Genomic DNA, 15,558 nt, shown 5'->3' on the forward strand with positions numbered 1-15,558 from the left:
ACAAATATGACGACAAACACCCCTTCCTAAAAAAGGAAGGGGTGCTTGTCGTTCATCTTAACGTCTGCTTTTTTCTCCGCCTTTTTGTCCGATCTCCTGGTAAAACTCCTTATCGTGTGAATCAGCGGTGGCTTGTCCGCCTTTGCGTCCAGCTTCCTCCCGGCTCATTTTCCCGTTATTGTCAGAACTGCTGCTGCTATTATTTGATTGATTTTGATTGGAGGAGCTTGCATGTCCGCCTTTGCGTCCAGCTTCCTCCCGGCTCATTTTTCCGTTATTGTCAGAACTGCTGCTGCTATTATTTGATTGATTTTGATTGGAGGAGCTTGCATGTCCGCCTTTGCGTCCAGCTTCCTCCCGGCTCATTTTGCCATTATTGTCAGAACTGCTGCTGTTATGATTCGATTGATTTTGCTGAGCGGCATTTGCCTGTCCGCCTTTTTGTCCGATTTCCTGGTAAAATTCCTTATCATGAGAGTCTGCTGTAGCCTGTCCGCCCTTCCGGCCTGCTTCTTCGGGGCTCATTTTGCCATTATTCTGGTTAGCCATCATACATTCCTCCTAAGATATTGTATTTTAACTACGTTGTTTACTTACCCGGCTCTGAAGGGATAAAACGGAATTTAAATAAAAAATTCCAAAAGAACTAGTTGGAAACTGTTAAATAGATCCAATGAACCAAGAGTAAAAAGAAAATTATAAATGAAGTCAAAGATGTCAAATCGGTCTTTTATATAGAAAAAGACTGCATCCAGTTAAGTATCTGGTAGGTTCAGAGGTGCAGAACAGTAAAGCGCACAGTAATTCGCATACTATATAACAGCTAAAATGGAAATAACAGTTATTCCATTAATGCTTTTTTTGATGTTCCGCAATCGGGCGCAATTCTGAAACAAGAATTGTGCTCTTTTTTACGTTAAGGACCATTTTCTAGAATAAGTAAAGGAAATATAAAAAGGTAAATCGAATCTATAGAGGATGTACAGTTGAAATTGCAATGTTTAAGCAATATACATTTGACCATTCATTAGAAGAGGGGGCTTCGAAGAAATATATTTCATCTAAAACGGGGTGTGTAACTTGGCTAATAAAGGTTTAAAGGTAAGTGAATCGCTAGAAAAAGTCATAAACAATGAGGGATTTTCAGGAGTTGTTTTTGTTAAGGATGACAATGAAGTCCTATTCGAAACAGCGTCTGGTTATTCCAATCGGGCTGAAGAACGGTTGAATACCGTACATACACGTTTTGGGATTGCTTCAGGCTGTAAGTTGTTCACTGCGATCGCGATTTGTCAACTCGCTGAGAACGGAATATTATCCTTTGATACGCGACTCAATGACTGTTTGGATGTAGTATTTCCGCATTTTGATGAAAATGTAACGATCCATCATTTATTAACCCATAGTTCTGGAGTTCCAGACTATTTTGACGAAGAGACAATGGATAACTTTGAAGATCTTTGGAAACGAACACCTATGTATCTGTTAAAGAATTTAAACGATTTTCTTCCATTGTTTAAAAATGAAAAAATGATGTTCAAACCTGGAGAGAGATTTCATTATAATAATGCTGCATTCCTTCTATTAGGATTGGTTGTTGAACAAAAAACAGGCCATTCTTTTACCAACTATATTGAAACAAATCTTTTTGAAAAATGCGGAATGAATGACTCAGGATACTTTTCATTTGATCGGCTCCCCAAAAATACAGCTTGCGGATACATCGACTATGAAGATGGGACATGGAAAACGAATATCTACTCGATTCCAATTAAAGGTGGTGCTGATGGAGGAGCCTATATCTCTGCACCGGATATGATCAAACTTTGGGAAGCATTATTGGATTATCGTCTATTAAGTGAAAGGTATACTGAACTGCTTATAACTCCACACATTCATGTAAAAGAGGGGGTCGATTACGGGTATGGGATTTGGATCAACAAACGGAACAATACCATATTAAAGTATCATGTAATGGGATACGATCCTGGGGTGAGCTTCAATTCAGCGGTATATCCTGAGTCCGGGATTAAACTTGCAATCCCTTCAAACAAAAGTACAGGACCATTTAAAATTATGAAAGCGATAGAGGAATATTTTGAGGTTTAACTCCCTTGGTGGTATTCCATCTAGCATGGGAACAACAGTGTCCATGATGGCAATTGGTTCACTTGACTCCAACTGTTTTCGGAATTATGTAAGCCTGGTGTTATAGGTTTTGAGGGATACTGAAGGCAGCGATTAATGAAGATACTCTTTGGCTTGAGTTCGCTGGATTATCCGGATGTATTTTTTGTAAAAACTATTAAGCTTTGTTCTTATATTATTGTTTAGTTTAGCATAAGATGGATCGCTCTATCTTTATGATAGACTTTGGCAGTTAAATGGAATAATGATGTTTGTTCACATATTGGTAAGAATACCTTACCTAATTAAATGTTGTTTTTAGAATTTCGTATTTACATATAATGTTAATCCGAGTATTATAGATTTAATAATAAATGCGATGATGAGAAGAGTAGATAAGATCCATTCTTTCTAGAGAGCTCCGTTTGGTGGGAAGGAGCAAGAATAATTTATTGAAACAAGCCTCTGAGTGTCATATTGGAACCATTTGGGGATGGTGTGACGGGAGCTCCCGTTATAGAGCTAAGGTATAGAATGATTGTACTTGATAAGATTAGTATGGCGACATATTAATAAACTGGGGTGGCACCACGATTATAAAATCTCGTCCCCAAGACTTAGATCTTGGGGGTGGGATTTTTTGTTTTGTGCTCAGTTTTATTAAATAAATTAAAGGAATCGTTCATTTCTGCATAGAGAGCTTTTGCTTGATTATGAGAGGAGATAGGAAAGAATGGTTTTGATTAAAAATCTTGCTTCTTGGAAATATCCATTCATTCTATTAATTGGAATCGGAGTTTCAAATGTTGGTGAATGGATTTATTTTATAGCACTTAATTTAATCGTTTTGGATATGACCGATTCACCCCTTGCCGTATCAGTCCTTTATATTATTAAACCGTTGGCTTCTCTAGTAACGAATTTTTGGGCGGGGAGTATGATTGATCGAATAAACAAACGAAAACTTATGGTTTTTCTTGATTTATTCCGTGCTGTATTTATAGCTTTTTTACCCTTTATGTCATCCATATCCCTAATTTATTTAGTTGTATTTATCATAAATATGGCGAGTTCTATGTTTGGTCCAACTTCAATGATTTATATAACAAAATTAATTCCTCAAGAAAAAAGAAAACAATTTAATTCCCTGCATAGTCTAGTTACATCAGGTGCATTTTTAATTGGACCAGCAATTGCAGGGTTATTATTTTTTATTGGTACGCCGATATTTGCCATTTATATAAACGCAATAGCATTATTTATATCAGGAATTATTACACTATTAATGCCTAATATAGAAAAACAAACAGTTGCTTCATCATCAAATAATAGGCTATCGATTGCAGTAATAAAAAATGATTGGATTTCTGTCGTTGAATTTAGCCGGCGATCTCGTTACATCATGCTGATTTATTTTTTGTTTAGTTGTGTAATGGTGGTAATGGCGAGTGCCGTAGATTCCCTTGAAGCAGCTTTTGCCAAAGAGGTACTATTTTTGTCGGACAGTGAGTATGGTTTTTTGGTCACAATTGCAGGAGCTGGTATTATAGTTGGATCTATCATTAATTCCTTAATAGTTAAAAAACTGGAAACATCACTATTAATTGGTTTGGGGACTGTTTTAGTCTCAACTGGATATATGATATATGCTTTTTCAAATTCTTTTATCGTTGCTGCAATAGGTTTTTTTATTCTAGCTTTTTTTATCGCTTATGCTAATACAGGTTTTCTTACATTTTATCAAAACAATATACCAGTTGATGTCATGGGGCGTATTGGGAGTGTCTATAGCTTAATACAAGCGATTTTAGTTATAACAATCACTAGCATTATGGGAGTGGCAGCTCAGATTACTTCAATTGAGACAGTTGTCATTTTAGGTGTATTAATCATGATGATATTATCCATAATCTTATGTGCTTTTACTTTAATACCTGCAAATAAACAATTCTATGAAGCTGAAGTGCTGAAACTAGGGCGGCTTTAATCCGAGACTAATGGGCTCTTTTCTAAAATAAGATGGCCTCTTATTCTGTAAAAATAGTCATTGTGCAACCGAGGATTATTTGAAATAATTGGTATTGAAAATGAGATTCTTTTTAAGGGGAAGATTCTAGGATTTTACATACTAAAGTTGTAGGTGAAGTCCTGGTGAAGGGTTTGATAGAGTTTAATCTTCGGCTAACTGGGGAGATTTCAAAAATGCGAAACTCTTTTTATATGGTTAGGGGCTTCTGAATTAAGGGGGATATTATGGGGAAATTATTGAAGATAATCACATGCATTTTTCTAATGTATTTATTGACAGGATGTATAGCGGAAGAATATGATTTTACTCCTCCTGCTGTTACACTTTCAACTTCTGATAGTATCCAATCAGAAGAGCTAAAAGAAGCGAATGTTCATTGGACAGGTGAAAATAGCAAGCTTCTTGAGAGAAAAACAGAGGATTTTCTCTCATTTGCCAGAGAACAAAAGCAGTTGTCCTTTACTGCAGGACAACGAATAGACCTTCTATTTGACAGTGAAGATTTTGTGGTGGAAGAGTTAGCTGTTTCAGTTTGGAAAAATGATGAAAAGGTTGATTTGGAATTAGATGAACAACGTTCCTTCTACTTCCCAAAAGAAAAAGGGAAATATGCAATTGTGGTGGAACTAGAGACTGATAGAGGATCAGCACAATATGTAGGGAATATTGCTATTAATTAATATCAAAAAGTAGGGGATTTACCAAGAAGGAGGGATTTTTTGTGCTGTTTATGATGATTGTCAAAGCTTCTAAGAATTCAGAAGCCGGAATGCTCCCGAGCTCTGAGCTCATTGAAGCCATGACGAAGTACAATGAGGAATTAGTTAAGGCAGGCGTGCGGGTTGCGGCTAAAGGACTTCATCCAAGTTCAAATGGGATTCGCCTTTCGTATCCGAAACCAGGGGAAAAGCCGGTGGTTACGGATGGCCCATTTACGGAATCGAAAGAATTGATTGCCGGGTTCATTCTGATTGATGTGAAGTCGAGGGAAGAAGCCATCGAGTGGGCCATGCGGATGCCGGACCCGCAAGGACATGGGGAAGGTCAGATTGAATTGCGTCAAGTATTTGAAGCGCCGGAGCTGACCGAGGATCCTGAAATGTTGGCCAAAGAAGCGGAATGACGCGAGAAATCTGATAAGGGAAGGCGAGCGTGACCCCCTCTAGAACAAAGCTTACCATTGAAGGAATTTGGACGTTCGAATCGGCTAAAATCATTGCAAAGTGTTGCTAGTATCGATCAAGATGACAGTCTTGCGGAGGATTTGGCTCAAAATGCACTGGTTATCGCGCTTGAAAATGACGGAGTCAGGTATTCCGGACAACCCGGGAGCCTGGCTCATGACTGTTACCGTCGAAACAACTTACGTGATCAAAAATATGAGGAAATTGGTAGCAACATGGAATTCAAAATGAAAACGGACTATGATTCAATTGACGAGGAGATCATTGACAATCTCCTGCGTCTCATCGGAGGTGTTTATCCAAGAATGGATTGACGCTCTTTTTATTAAATTCTATTTAAAACTTCTAATTATGGCTTTAAATAACAGCAGAAATTTGTTGAAGTGATATAAGTGGGGAAGTTTCGAAAAAATGTCTCCTGCAGACAGGGAAATTGAAGGAGGCTTTAGTTAATGTGACAATCACATTTGAAGAAACTGCCCAACTAGAAGTTAAAGCAGTCAAAGCATTGTATGATGATGTAAAATGGTCAGCCTACACTAGCAATATGCCTATGCTGATGGAAGGAATTAAAAGTTCTCTGATGGTAATTACTGCTTGGGATCATGGAAAGTTAGTAGGGTTAATTAGAGTGGTGGGAGATGGAAAGACAATCATATATATACAAGATATATTGGTGTTAAAGGCATATCATAATAAAGGAATTGGCTCTCAACTTCTTAAATTAATGTTATCAAAGTATACAGACGTTAGACAAAAAGTATTATTGACCAATGATGCAGCAGATGTAAGAGCTTTTTATGAAAAACACGGATTTTCCTCCTGTGATAAAGGAGATTTAGTATCATTTTCAAAAATTGATTAAATTAAGCTTATTCCTCAATTGGGTGCGTTTGTTTACAGTAAAGTGTGGAATAAGCCTAACATATTAAGGGCTTGGGCAGGATTGCGGAAAAAAGGAGGTGCATATATGCCTAATCGTTCAAAGGAGGAATTATTACCTGGTGGCAACGTCACAAAAGTTTATCGCTCAGGTAAGACAGTTAGACGGGAAGTAAAGTCAAATAGCAAACAAATTCATGCACTGTTAAACCATCTTGAAGACAAAGGGTACGATTATGCTCCTAGATACCTTGGTATCGATAATAAAGGAAGGGAGATCCTATCATTTATTGAAGGAGAAGCTGGTAATTATCCTTTAAAAGAATACATGTGGTCTGATGATGTCTTAATAGACATAGCGAAAATGCTCCGTCTCTATCATGATTCTGTAAGCGACTTTTCATTTGATGATAGTTGGCAATCATTAGATAATACCCCGCAACAGGCGGAGGTATTATGCCATAACGACTTTGCAGTATACAACATTATTTTTCGCAATGAAAGACCAATAGGTATTATTGATTTTGATGTAGCTGGACCTGGTCCAAGAATTTGGGACATAGCTTATAGTCTATACACTTGTGTTCCATTAAGTAGATTTTATCTTTCTGAAAAAGGCGGGAAAGTTTATTATGATTCATTTCAAGATGCTGACCGTATTAAAAACAGAGTTAAATTGTTTTTTGATTCTTACGGTGAAGGATTTGCAGAAAATTATATTGAAATGGTACTGCTGCGTTTAGAAGGATTATGTAAAACAATTACAAGAAGAGCGGGTAAAGGTGACCTTGCTTTTCAAAAGATGATAGATGAAGGTCATCTTAAACATTATCAAAATGATATTAACTTCATTTCTGAGCATAGGAATGACTGGACTTAAATCTTTCTTTCATTAAAAAGCTGCTATAATTGAAGAAAAAAAGGAAATCCCAATCAAGCTGGAGTTCCTTTTTTTACAGTGTTGTAATACCTGGTAATAAATGACGGTAAAAATAGTCCATCAATTAGCGGGAATTGTGGACCAGCAAAGTCCAGTTAATTCCTATGCTAATTGATAGGTTATTTTCCATGTCATTAATCGGTTTGCACCTTTCAGCCGAACCCGTTGCCAGTTAAGGTGCAGTCTTCGATTTGCCCAATACTTTCACACGGCTCTGAGCAGAGAAAAAGCTGTGCAGCAGCATGCCAAGCATAATTAGGAAAATACCAATCAGTGTTATTCCATCCGGAAGCGGAGCCGAGAGAAGAAGCACTTCACCAAAAAGAACAAACAGCACTTGAGTGGATTGGGTGGCTTCAACTGAAGCTAATTTTCCTTCATCATTTCTTACTCGATCTGTCGCGATGAAAAATAGTGTAGTGGCAATCACACCCGAGGAAACAGCGACGATAAACGACTGTGTGATTTGTTCAGCAGATGGAGGACCAACTTTTATTAATCCATAGGCTGCAAGAATAAGCCAGAAGGGAAGACTTGCAAACGTCATCCCAAGCACCCGCTGGAAGGTATCGAGTCTGCCTCCGCACACTTCCATCATTTTTCGGTTTCCTAAAGGATAGGCAAAAGCTGCAATAACGACTGGAAGGACCCCTGCAAGCAGCTGATTAACACTGATATCTGTCCCATTTTTTACTTGAATCAGGACAACACCTGCTAAAATAATCATTGAAAAGCAGAGAGCCTGCACTGGAATCCGTCTTCTCGTTTTAATAGAATGACTATTTTCATAGAATAAGGGAGTCAGCAGGATTCCGGCAACAATCGTCAGCTGCCATGTACCGGCGACAAGCCATCCTGGACCATAGGCAGCAGCGTATGTAATTGGCCCGTAAAACAAGACGAATCCTGAAAAGCTCCAAATAAGCCATTGAAGCGGATGGGTACGCATTTCTGCAAGCAGCTGTTTGATGTTTTTGCGGTAAATGACGATCACCAGTAAAAAGGGGACCATAAAAAAGAATCTGAGAGACGAGCTCCATAGCCAGCTTCCTCCAGAAAGTTCCATTGACCGGTTTAAAATAAAAGTCACAGCAAAAAACATGGATGCTATAATTCCAATCACGATTTCTCTCATAAAAACCTCTCCTTATGCAGCAGACGTGCAATATGTTATACATGCGGTACTGTTTATTATACGTAATTTTTGAAAAATGAAAATAAACAATTGGAAACATTTTTTCGATATGGTAAGATGACATAAATTTTTACAAAGGAGAATCCGTATGATAAATTACCATAACCGCCGCTTTGTCTCAGTAGAAAATACTGCAAATGGGGAGGTCTCCTCAAAAACTGTTTTCACGTATAAGCAAGATGGACATTTACTTACAGCAGCCTATGGCGGCGGAGAAATCGTTAAAGGAACTTTAATTGGACTTGTAAAAGATGATGGAACATTAGAATTTAAGTATAATCATGTCAATGTAAACAATGAAATCAGGGGAGGGCATTGCTTTTCGAAGCCAGAGGTATTGCCTGACGGCAGAATCAGACTGCATGAAAAATGGCAATGGTTTGACCAGGATCAGACAGAGGGAGAGTCTATTATAGAGGAAATCGTTTAGCAGGTGCCGTCTCTCTTTGTACACACAATTTTTCAAAATACCAGTCTGCCTTTCTGATTTTTTTCTTGTTATGATCATTAAAGAATTGAACAAGAAAGGCTGATGAAAATGTTTATTAAATTTACAAAAGAAGAAAAAATGATGATGATTGAAGATATTCAGCGCTATTATTACCGGGAAAATGGCGATGAAATTGGCGAGCTTGCTGCTGAAAATCTATTAGAGTTTATTAAAGAATCCATCGGACCGCACTTTTATAATCAGGCGATCAAAGATGCAAAAAGTTTAGTTGAACAAAGAATGCAGACGATGGAAGAAGATCTTTATGCTCTTGAAAGATCGATCAAAAGATAATTTATACTTAAGCTTACAGCTGCTGTAAGCTTTTTTGAACAAAAAAATTGCGAATTCCCTGCTGTAATGCTATCTTTTATAGGATTATAGAAAAAAGGTGGATTCGTATGACAAAATTATTTACTTCAAACAAGCTGAGTGCCATGCTGATGATGATGGCATTTGCATTAGTTATGGCCGGATGCAGCAGTTCTTCTGAGAAAAAAGAAGAAAAAACGGCATGGGATACAATCAAAGAAGAAGGCAAGCTGACGGTTGCGACTTCTGGCACTCTTTATCCGACGTCTTACCACGATTCAGAAACAAATGACCTGACTGGATATGAGGTAGAGGTCGTCCGTGAAATGGCGAAACGCATGGATCTGGAAGTGGAATTTTCAGAGATGGCATTTGACGGCATGCTGACGTCTATTCAAAGCGGAAAAGTGGATATCGCCGCAAACGATATTATGATTAATGATGAACGAAAAGAAAAATTCGATTTTGCAGATCCCTATAAATTCTCATACGGAACAGCGATGGTCCGGAAAGATGATCTGTCAGGCATCCAATCATTGGAAGATTTAAAAGGGAAGAAAGCAGCCGGAGAAGCAACGACTACATACATGGCGGTTGCACGTAAGTACGGAGCAGAAGAAGTCATTTATGACAATGCTACAAATGATCAGTACTTAAGAGATGTTTCAACTGGAAGAACAGATGTTATTTTAAATGACTACTACCTTCAGCGCCTTGCGGTTGCAGCGTTTCCTGACCTGAACATTACGATTCATCCTGATATTAAGTTCAACCCAAACACTCAGGGCATCATTATGAAAAAAGGGAATACCGAGCTGAAAAAGAATATTGATGCAACAATTAAAGAAATGCTTGAGGATGGAACGATTTCCGAGATTTCAAAGAAATTCTTTGATGGAGCGGATGTATCTAAAAAACCGGATGTTGATTCCTGAGTAACTGGTAACTAAAGAAGGTGAGTGCGATGGGAGATATTCAGTGGGAATACGTCTTTAATTATGAACTTGCTGTGGATTCTTTTCCATATGTGATCCAGGGGATCTGGAACACGCTGCTCATTTCCTTAGTCAGCATGGCAATCGGCTTAGTGCTCGGTTTTTTTCTTGCACTCGGCCGAACTTCTGGATACTCTTTCCTCAGGTGGCCTGCAAGAATTTATATTTCGTTTATGCGGGGTGTTCCGATTCTTGTTATTCTTTTCATTCTGTATTTCGGGTTTCCGATCATCGGCATCGAGTTTACAGCCATCACAGCTGCTTTAATTGGCTTCAGTCTAAACAGTGCAGCTTACATGGCAGAAATTAACCGTTCCGCATTGGCATCTGTCGACCGGGGACAGTGGGAGGCGTCCAAATCGCTTGGACTTTCCTACTGGCAGACGATGAGAGGGATTATTTTGCCGCAGGCATTCAGAATTGCGCTGCCTCCGCTCTCTAACGTGCTCCTTGATCTGACGAAAGCATCCTCGCTCGCTGCCATGATCACGGTGCCTGAACTTTTTCAGCAGGCTAAAATTGTCGGCGGCAGGGAGCTTGATTACATGACAATGTATATTCTCGTAGCCCTCATTTATTGGGGAATATGTTCTCTTTTGACCGTTGTCCAAAATTACCTAGAGAAAAGGTATGAATATCTTTTATAAATGTAATGATATTTTTGAAGAGGCTGGGACAAAAGGTTTTCAGCCAAAGAAAAATCCGAACTATTATGTGAAATTCCACTTGAATTTCATTTTAGTTTGGATTTTTTTCTTTGGCTCTTTTCATAAATATTGTTGCTGCAGTACTTATTGTAGAAACCTTAAGTGGATTGCAGCGGAAGGAACGGACATTAATTATCATGAAAAACAACAATATATGCGAAAATAGCCCTTTCTTTTAATGGTTTTCGCACTATTCTATGTTCGGCTTTCATTCAGGAGATAATCGTTACGTCCCAGTCTCTTCTTTTTTACTTGTCTATGCTTCTATTTTAAAAAATAGTTGAATTTCATACAGGTACCATGCAACGCAGATTAGCTGACAGGAGATAAAATATTGAATTTTATGACAGAAAGAATGGAAATTCCGTACATCACAGCGTCACAAATGATATTATTAGAGTATGATATTTTAATATATGGCTTTCTATTTTTAGGAGGAATAATGTGAATAATGAGTATACAAATAAGATTCCTGCCTTTCATTCTTTGAGGTCAGTTTCCTTAAAACTTTTTCCTTAATAAGCGACCGGCTAAATGTGAGCACTGCATACGTAACTAGAAGAGGGGAAACGGCCATGACGGTTCTCAGCTCCTATAATAGAGAAGAAGAAATAATTCCTGAAGGATACAGTGTTGAATACGGCGGAACGTATTGCCGTCTGATCATCATGAAAGACGAAGGCATGATGCATACTGCAGATTTAACTAAGGATCTAATCACAAGAGAATTAGAAGTGACAAGCCAGTTAAATGTGAAAGGTTTCTTAGGTGTGACTTTAAAAGATCTGGAAGGGAATGTGTTCGGGACTCTCTGTGTAATGGACAGAGAAGAAAAACAGTTTACGGAAGACGATATAAACTATTTAAAGTCCATGGCAGACCTTTTGTCTCACATTATTGACCTTGATAAAACAAAGTATTATATGGGTTTTTTAAGTGTACCGATTATTCCGATTACAAGCGGGGTTTCTATTCTGTCTCTGCAGGGCATTGTTGACGAAAACCGTTCAGAACAAATCATGGGAGACGTTCTTCAAACTGCTGCTGAACAGGACATTCGATATTTTATCGTTGATTTGTCAAAGCTGGTTGTTCAAGATGATGTTTTTCCAAATGCACTCATCAATATGATTCAGGCTCTTCAGCTTATGGGAGTTGATGCAATCATCACGGGCGTCACGCCAGCCTTTGCTATGAGTCAGTTCAATCATATTAATCATGAAAACAGCAGCACGAAATTTGTGACGAATATTAAAATGGCCCTTGATTATATTGGATATTCATTAGTTGCAAAATAATACATATTCGTAAATCTTTATTTTAGCAAAAAAGAGACCCCTCCAATCGTTTAGGGGCCTTTTTATTTTTATTAGAAAATGTACAGACGATTCGAACAAAAACAATTTAGAATAGTGTGCTGTTATTAATGGATCGAGAAATCCTGCAAATTAATGTTCTTTTAAGCTGGATACAGATACACTTTGTTTATTATTTGGTTCATCAAGGGAATGGATTGTAGCTTTTTCATTTTGTTCATCCACGTGCTCAATGTAGATGCTTTCACCATTATAGCTAACATTAGTCATAATTGGTGAAGAAGCTATTTCCTGTGCCCGTTGTGCGTTCATCTCAACCACCTCCTTTAAATTTGAAGCAGTTATAATATTTGTTGCAAATTATTTAGATATACTGTTTGATTTAAAATGTTTCCATGTGTTGAAAATAAAGTTGATTGAATCGCTTATTACAAACTTTTATCTGATTTTATGAAGTGATAAATATATATTGATGTTGAAAATAAAGATTAGTTTTACAAAAAAGAAAAATTTCATCATTTCATTCAAGTGATAATTCTCTTAATAAGGACTAATTGGCATTAAATAAAAAAAATCTAATAAACCGTTCGGGAGTGAAGATTTATGATGAATAATAAAGCAGTAAAAACAATTATAGGAATCATTTCAATTATTTTTCTATTATTCTGTTCATATAAATTAGTGAATTCAAGAACCTTCCAATTGTTTGGAGGGTTAACTGACAGTGTGGAAACTAATCACAAAGAAATAGCATTGACATTTGATGACGGTCCCAATGAAAATGTTGAGGATATATTATCCTTATTGAAAAAGTATAACGTGAAAGCTACTTTTTTCTTAATCGGGAAAGAGCTTGAAAAGCATCCGAAAGAGGGCCAAAAAATAGCAGAAGCTGGTCATCAGATTGGAAACCATACGTATTCTCATAATCGCATGGTTTTTAAGACGCAGTCCTTTATCAAGCAGGAAATTGAAAAAACGAACAAACTAATCCGCAAAACAGGTTATGAGGGAGAAATTGATTTCCGGCCTCCTAATGGAAAGAAACTAGTTGGGCTGCCATATTATTTAAAGGTGAAGAAAATGGAGACGATTACATGGAGTCTTGAACCAGACACATACTATACTTCAGTTTCTGAGAAGGCTGGCTATGTTGTGGATCATGCAGAACCCGGGTCTATCATATTGCTTCATCCAATGTATGATAAAACGGGGAAAGAACTAAAAGTAGTGGAAAAAATCATAAAATCTTTAACACAAGAAGGCTATAAATTTGTAACGGTGAATGAATTACAGAAATGACTCTGGAATAGTTCATTACAGCCATTGTGAAGGATTTTTTAACTATTTAAAGGTTGAAAGATATTTATATGATTTCCTTATTTGAGAAGGATTTAAGTAGTATAATTTATTCATTTTAAGGCTATTTCGAGATTTCTTTATACACATTTGTGTAGGATTTCGAACATGCCTTTTTAGTTTGTGGATTAATAGATAAAGATAAAATAAAAAATAAAAGGGAAGAATTTTTTGTTGCTGCAATTAACTATTTAAGGCCTTTTCAACTTCTATATTGATAACGATTATTCGTTTAATATTTCCAGTACTGGAAAGAATAAAAAAAGATATATTCCGGGACGTAAAAGCAATAAATGGAGGGAATCTAAATCCTTAACAAAATTTTAGCTTTCTTACCTGATTTAATTGTATTTGTGCAAGGAATGATTTGTTTTTTGGTGCCTTTTGGCATTATGAAGTTTTTTGACTGGATTCATTCATTAGAGAAAGTGTGAGAAGCATGAAAAGGTGGATCTCAAAAAAACAGATACAACGACAAGGTTCAATGAATGAGTGGGCTAAAGAAGCTGATTCTCTATCAGAGGATCCCTTTACTGGGAATATTGCAGAGGACTTAGATCGAATCCGCAAAGAAATAGGCCATAACTCAGATATTCATTTTCGTGAATTTAAGATTGGAAAAACAAACATCAGAGCCTGTATTGTTTTTGTGAATGGTTTTGCAGATACAGAACTTATAAACGATAAAATTTTAGACGGCTTGATGTCGTTTGAACTTTTGCACAGTCATGCAGAGGAGGCAGTATCAAAACAATCTGTAAAAGAGTTTATTATGAAAAATTCCCTGCCCCTTAGCCATGTTTATGAAGTACAATCAGTAGCTGAACTAATTTCCGGAGTGATGTCCGGGTCCATTGGATTACTAATTGAAGGATCGCAGGAAGGTGTTCTATTAGGAGCTTCAAAAGAGAAAACAAGAAATATTGAAGAACCCCTTTCTGAAGCTTTAGTCAGAGGTCCAAGAGTCGGATTCATAGAAAATCTAACTGATAACACTGCCATATTGCGCAGACTTGCTAAAACGAAAAACCTTTCGATTGTTAACTTTAAAGTAGGAGACAGATTTAAAAAAGACTTAGTCATTACATATATCGACGACATTGTTGATCCTGAACTATTAAAAGAAGTCATAAGAAGGATAAAAAAGATTAATATAGATGACCTTCCAGAATCAGGTTATGTTGAGCAGCTAATTGAAGATAATTATTTGATTCCTTTCCCGCAAGTTCAAAATACAGAGCGTCCCGACCGTGTCATGAGCGCATTGCTAGAAGGCCGGGTAGCCATCCTGCTTGATGGAACACCTTTTGCATTAATTGTGCCGGTAACATTTAATATGTTATTGCAGTCTCCAGAGGATTATTATGAACGCTGGATACCAGGGACCTTAATTAGGATATTGCGTTATTTTTCAGCGTTTATTTCTTTATTTGCCCCTTCTTTATACATTGCTTTTATTTCATTTCATCAAGGGCTTATTCCTACCAAACTTGCGATTTCAATGGCTGCAAGCAGAGACGGGGTTCCGTTCCCTCCGCTAATAGAAGCCTTGATTATGGAAGTTTCAATTGAAATTTTACGTGAAGCAGGACTTCGTCTGCCAAAACCAGTAGGTCAATCCATTGGCATAGTAGGCGGATTAATAATTGGTGAGGCAGCTGTACAAGCAGGTATTGTCAGTCCGATTATGGTAATTGTTGTGGCAGTAACGGCCATTTCTTCTTTTGCATTGCCTCACTATAGTACTGGAATAGCGTTAAGAATGCTTCGTTTTATAGCTATGTTTTTTGCAGCTATTTATGGACTTTATGGCGTAGTGTTGTTTTTCTTGCTGCTTTGCAGTCATCTTGTGAAGCTGAAAAGTTTTGGGGTTCCATATTTAAGTCCTGCAGTACCATATCAGCTAAGTGATTGGAAAGATTTTATGATACGCGCACCATTCTCACTTATGAAACGCCGGCCGAAGCTAATGCAGACTCAAAATTCATTAAGAAAAAAATAAAAATAGCGGTGCATTTTTGA

16 protein-coding genes, 2 pseudogenes and 1 other annotated feature are annotated in these 15,558 nt (G+C 37.3%); of the genes and pseudogenes, 14 read left to right on the top strand and 4 right to left on the bottom strand.

The window, feature by feature from the left end; all coding sequences use genetic code 11:
- Positions 1-60: 60 nt before the first annotated feature.
- Together GJU41_RS25520 and GJU41_RS25525 are read right to left on the bottom strand one after the other, a co-directional pair.
- Positions 61-168 (bottom strand): annotated as a pseudogene (locus GJU41_RS25520) (KGG domain-containing protein); the annotation flags it as partial.
- 279 nt (positions 169-447) lie between these two features.
- Positions 448-552: pseudogene (locus GJU41_RS25525) on the bottom strand (hypothetical protein); the annotation flags it as partial.
- Between the two features lie 519 nt (positions 553-1,071).
- On the opposite strand from GJU41_RS25525, the gene GJU41_RS22165 reads away from it, so the two are divergent.
- The 7 genes from GJU41_RS22165 (at position 1,072) to GJU41_RS22195 (ending at position 7,102) form a co-directional block, all read left to right on the top strand.
- A complete protein-coding gene (locus tag GJU41_RS22165; RefSeq protein WP_396653227.1) occupies positions 1,072-2,109 on the top strand; it encodes a serine hydrolase domain-containing protein in 1,038 nt (345 codons plus the stop codon).
- A 388-nt stretch (positions 2,110-2,497) separates the two neighbouring features.
- Positions 2,498-2,742: a binding site (T-box leader), on the top strand.
- 118 nt (positions 2,743-2,860) lie between these two features.
- Entirely contained in the window at positions 2,861-4,114 is a 1,254-nt protein-coding gene (locus tag GJU41_RS22170) for an MFS transporter (protein WP_154319622.1), read from the top strand.
- Between the two features lie 266 nt (positions 4,115-4,380).
- Positions 4,381-4,836, top strand: coding sequence for a hypothetical protein (locus tag GJU41_RS22175; protein ID WP_154319623.1), 456 nt, complete (start codon positions 4,381-4,383; stop codon positions 4,834-4,836).
- Positions 4,837-4,877: 41 nt separating this feature from the next.
- Entirely contained in the window at positions 4,878-5,279 is a 402-nt protein-coding gene (locus GJU41_RS22180) for a YciI family protein (protein ID WP_070875553.1), read from the top strand.
- A gap of 141 nt (positions 5,280-5,420) precedes the next feature.
- Positions 5,421-5,654, top strand: a complete 234-nt coding sequence (locus tag GJU41_RS22185; protein ID WP_154319624.1) for a hypothetical protein — start codon at positions 5,421-5,423, stop codon at positions 5,652-5,654.
- A 140-nt stretch (positions 5,655-5,794) separates the two neighbouring features.
- Complete coding sequence (locus GJU41_RS22190; RefSeq protein ID WP_070875555.1) at positions 5,795-6,205, top strand: GNAT family N-acetyltransferase; 411 nt, start codon at positions 5,795-5,797, stop codon at positions 6,203-6,205.
- 105 nt (positions 6,206-6,310) lie between these two features.
- Entirely contained in the window at positions 6,311-7,102 is a 792-nt protein-coding gene (locus tag GJU41_RS22195; protein WP_070875556.1) for a phosphotransferase enzyme family protein, read from the top strand.
- A gap of 232 nt (positions 7,103-7,334) precedes the next feature.
- Here GJU41_RS22195 and GJU41_RS22200 read toward each other — a convergent pair whose 3' ends face one another.
- Complete coding sequence (locus GJU41_RS22200) at positions 7,335-8,297, bottom strand: DMT family transporter (protein ID WP_070875557.1); 963 nt, start codon at positions 8,295-8,297, stop codon at positions 7,335-7,337.
- A gap of 148 nt (positions 8,298-8,445) precedes the next feature.
- Between GJU41_RS22200 and GJU41_RS22205 the strand changes: the two genes are divergently transcribed.
- From GJU41_RS22205 to GJU41_RS22225, 5 genes are all read left to right on the top strand, one after another.
- Positions 8,446-8,787, top strand: coding sequence for an avidin-fold protein (locus tag GJU41_RS22205; protein WP_154319625.1), 342 nt, complete (start codon positions 8,446-8,448; stop codon positions 8,785-8,787).
- Between the two features lie 108 nt (positions 8,788-8,895).
- Positions 8,896-9,141 carry a DUF2164 domain-containing protein gene (locus GJU41_RS22210; RefSeq protein ID WP_070875558.1) on the top strand — a complete coding sequence of 82 codons (246 nt, stop codon included), beginning with the start codon at positions 8,896-8,898 and terminating at the stop codon, positions 9,139-9,141.
- A gap of 107 nt (positions 9,142-9,248) precedes the next feature.
- Positions 9,249-10,094 carry a transporter substrate-binding domain-containing protein gene (locus GJU41_RS22215; RefSeq protein WP_070875559.1) on the top strand — a complete coding sequence of 282 codons (846 nt, stop codon included), beginning with the start codon at positions 9,249-9,251 and terminating at the stop codon, positions 10,092-10,094.
- A 29-nt stretch (positions 10,095-10,123) separates the two neighbouring features.
- On the top strand, positions 10,124-10,801 hold the full coding sequence (locus tag GJU41_RS22220) for an amino acid ABC transporter permease (RefSeq protein WP_070875560.1): 678 nt from the start codon (positions 10,124-10,126) through the stop codon (positions 10,799-10,801).
- Between the two features lie 635 nt (positions 10,802-11,436).
- Positions 11,437-12,159, top strand: coding sequence for an STAS domain-containing protein (locus GJU41_RS22225; protein WP_224771455.1), 723 nt, complete (start codon positions 11,437-11,439; stop codon positions 12,157-12,159).
- Between the two features lie 150 nt (positions 12,160-12,309).
- Here the strand turns inward: GJU41_RS22225 and GJU41_RS22230 are convergent, their stop codons facing one another.
- Positions 12,310-12,489 carry a small acid-soluble spore protein H gene (locus GJU41_RS22230; RefSeq protein WP_070875561.1) on the bottom strand — a complete coding sequence of 60 codons (180 nt, stop codon included), beginning with the start codon at positions 12,487-12,489 and terminating at the stop codon, positions 12,310-12,312.
- A 294-nt stretch (positions 12,490-12,783) separates the two neighbouring features.
- Between GJU41_RS22230 and GJU41_RS22235 the strand changes: the two genes are divergently transcribed.
- Together GJU41_RS22235 and GJU41_RS22240 are read left to right on the top strand one after the other, a co-directional pair.
- On the top strand, positions 12,784-13,479 hold the full coding sequence (locus tag GJU41_RS22235; protein WP_154319652.1) for a polysaccharide deacetylase family protein: 696 nt from the start codon (positions 12,784-12,786) through the stop codon (positions 13,477-13,479).
- A 496-nt stretch (positions 13,480-13,975) separates the two neighbouring features.
- Positions 13,976-15,538, top strand: coding sequence for a spore germination protein (locus GJU41_RS22240; protein ID WP_154319626.1), 1,563 nt, complete (start codon positions 13,976-13,978; stop codon positions 15,536-15,538).
- Positions 15,539-15,558 lie beyond the last annotated feature (20 nt).

The organism is Metabacillus idriensis, from assembly GCF_009674765.1.
In the GTDB taxonomy this organism is placed as follows: Bacteria; Bacillota; Bacilli; order Bacillales; family Bacillaceae; genus Bacillus_P; species Bacillus_P idriensis.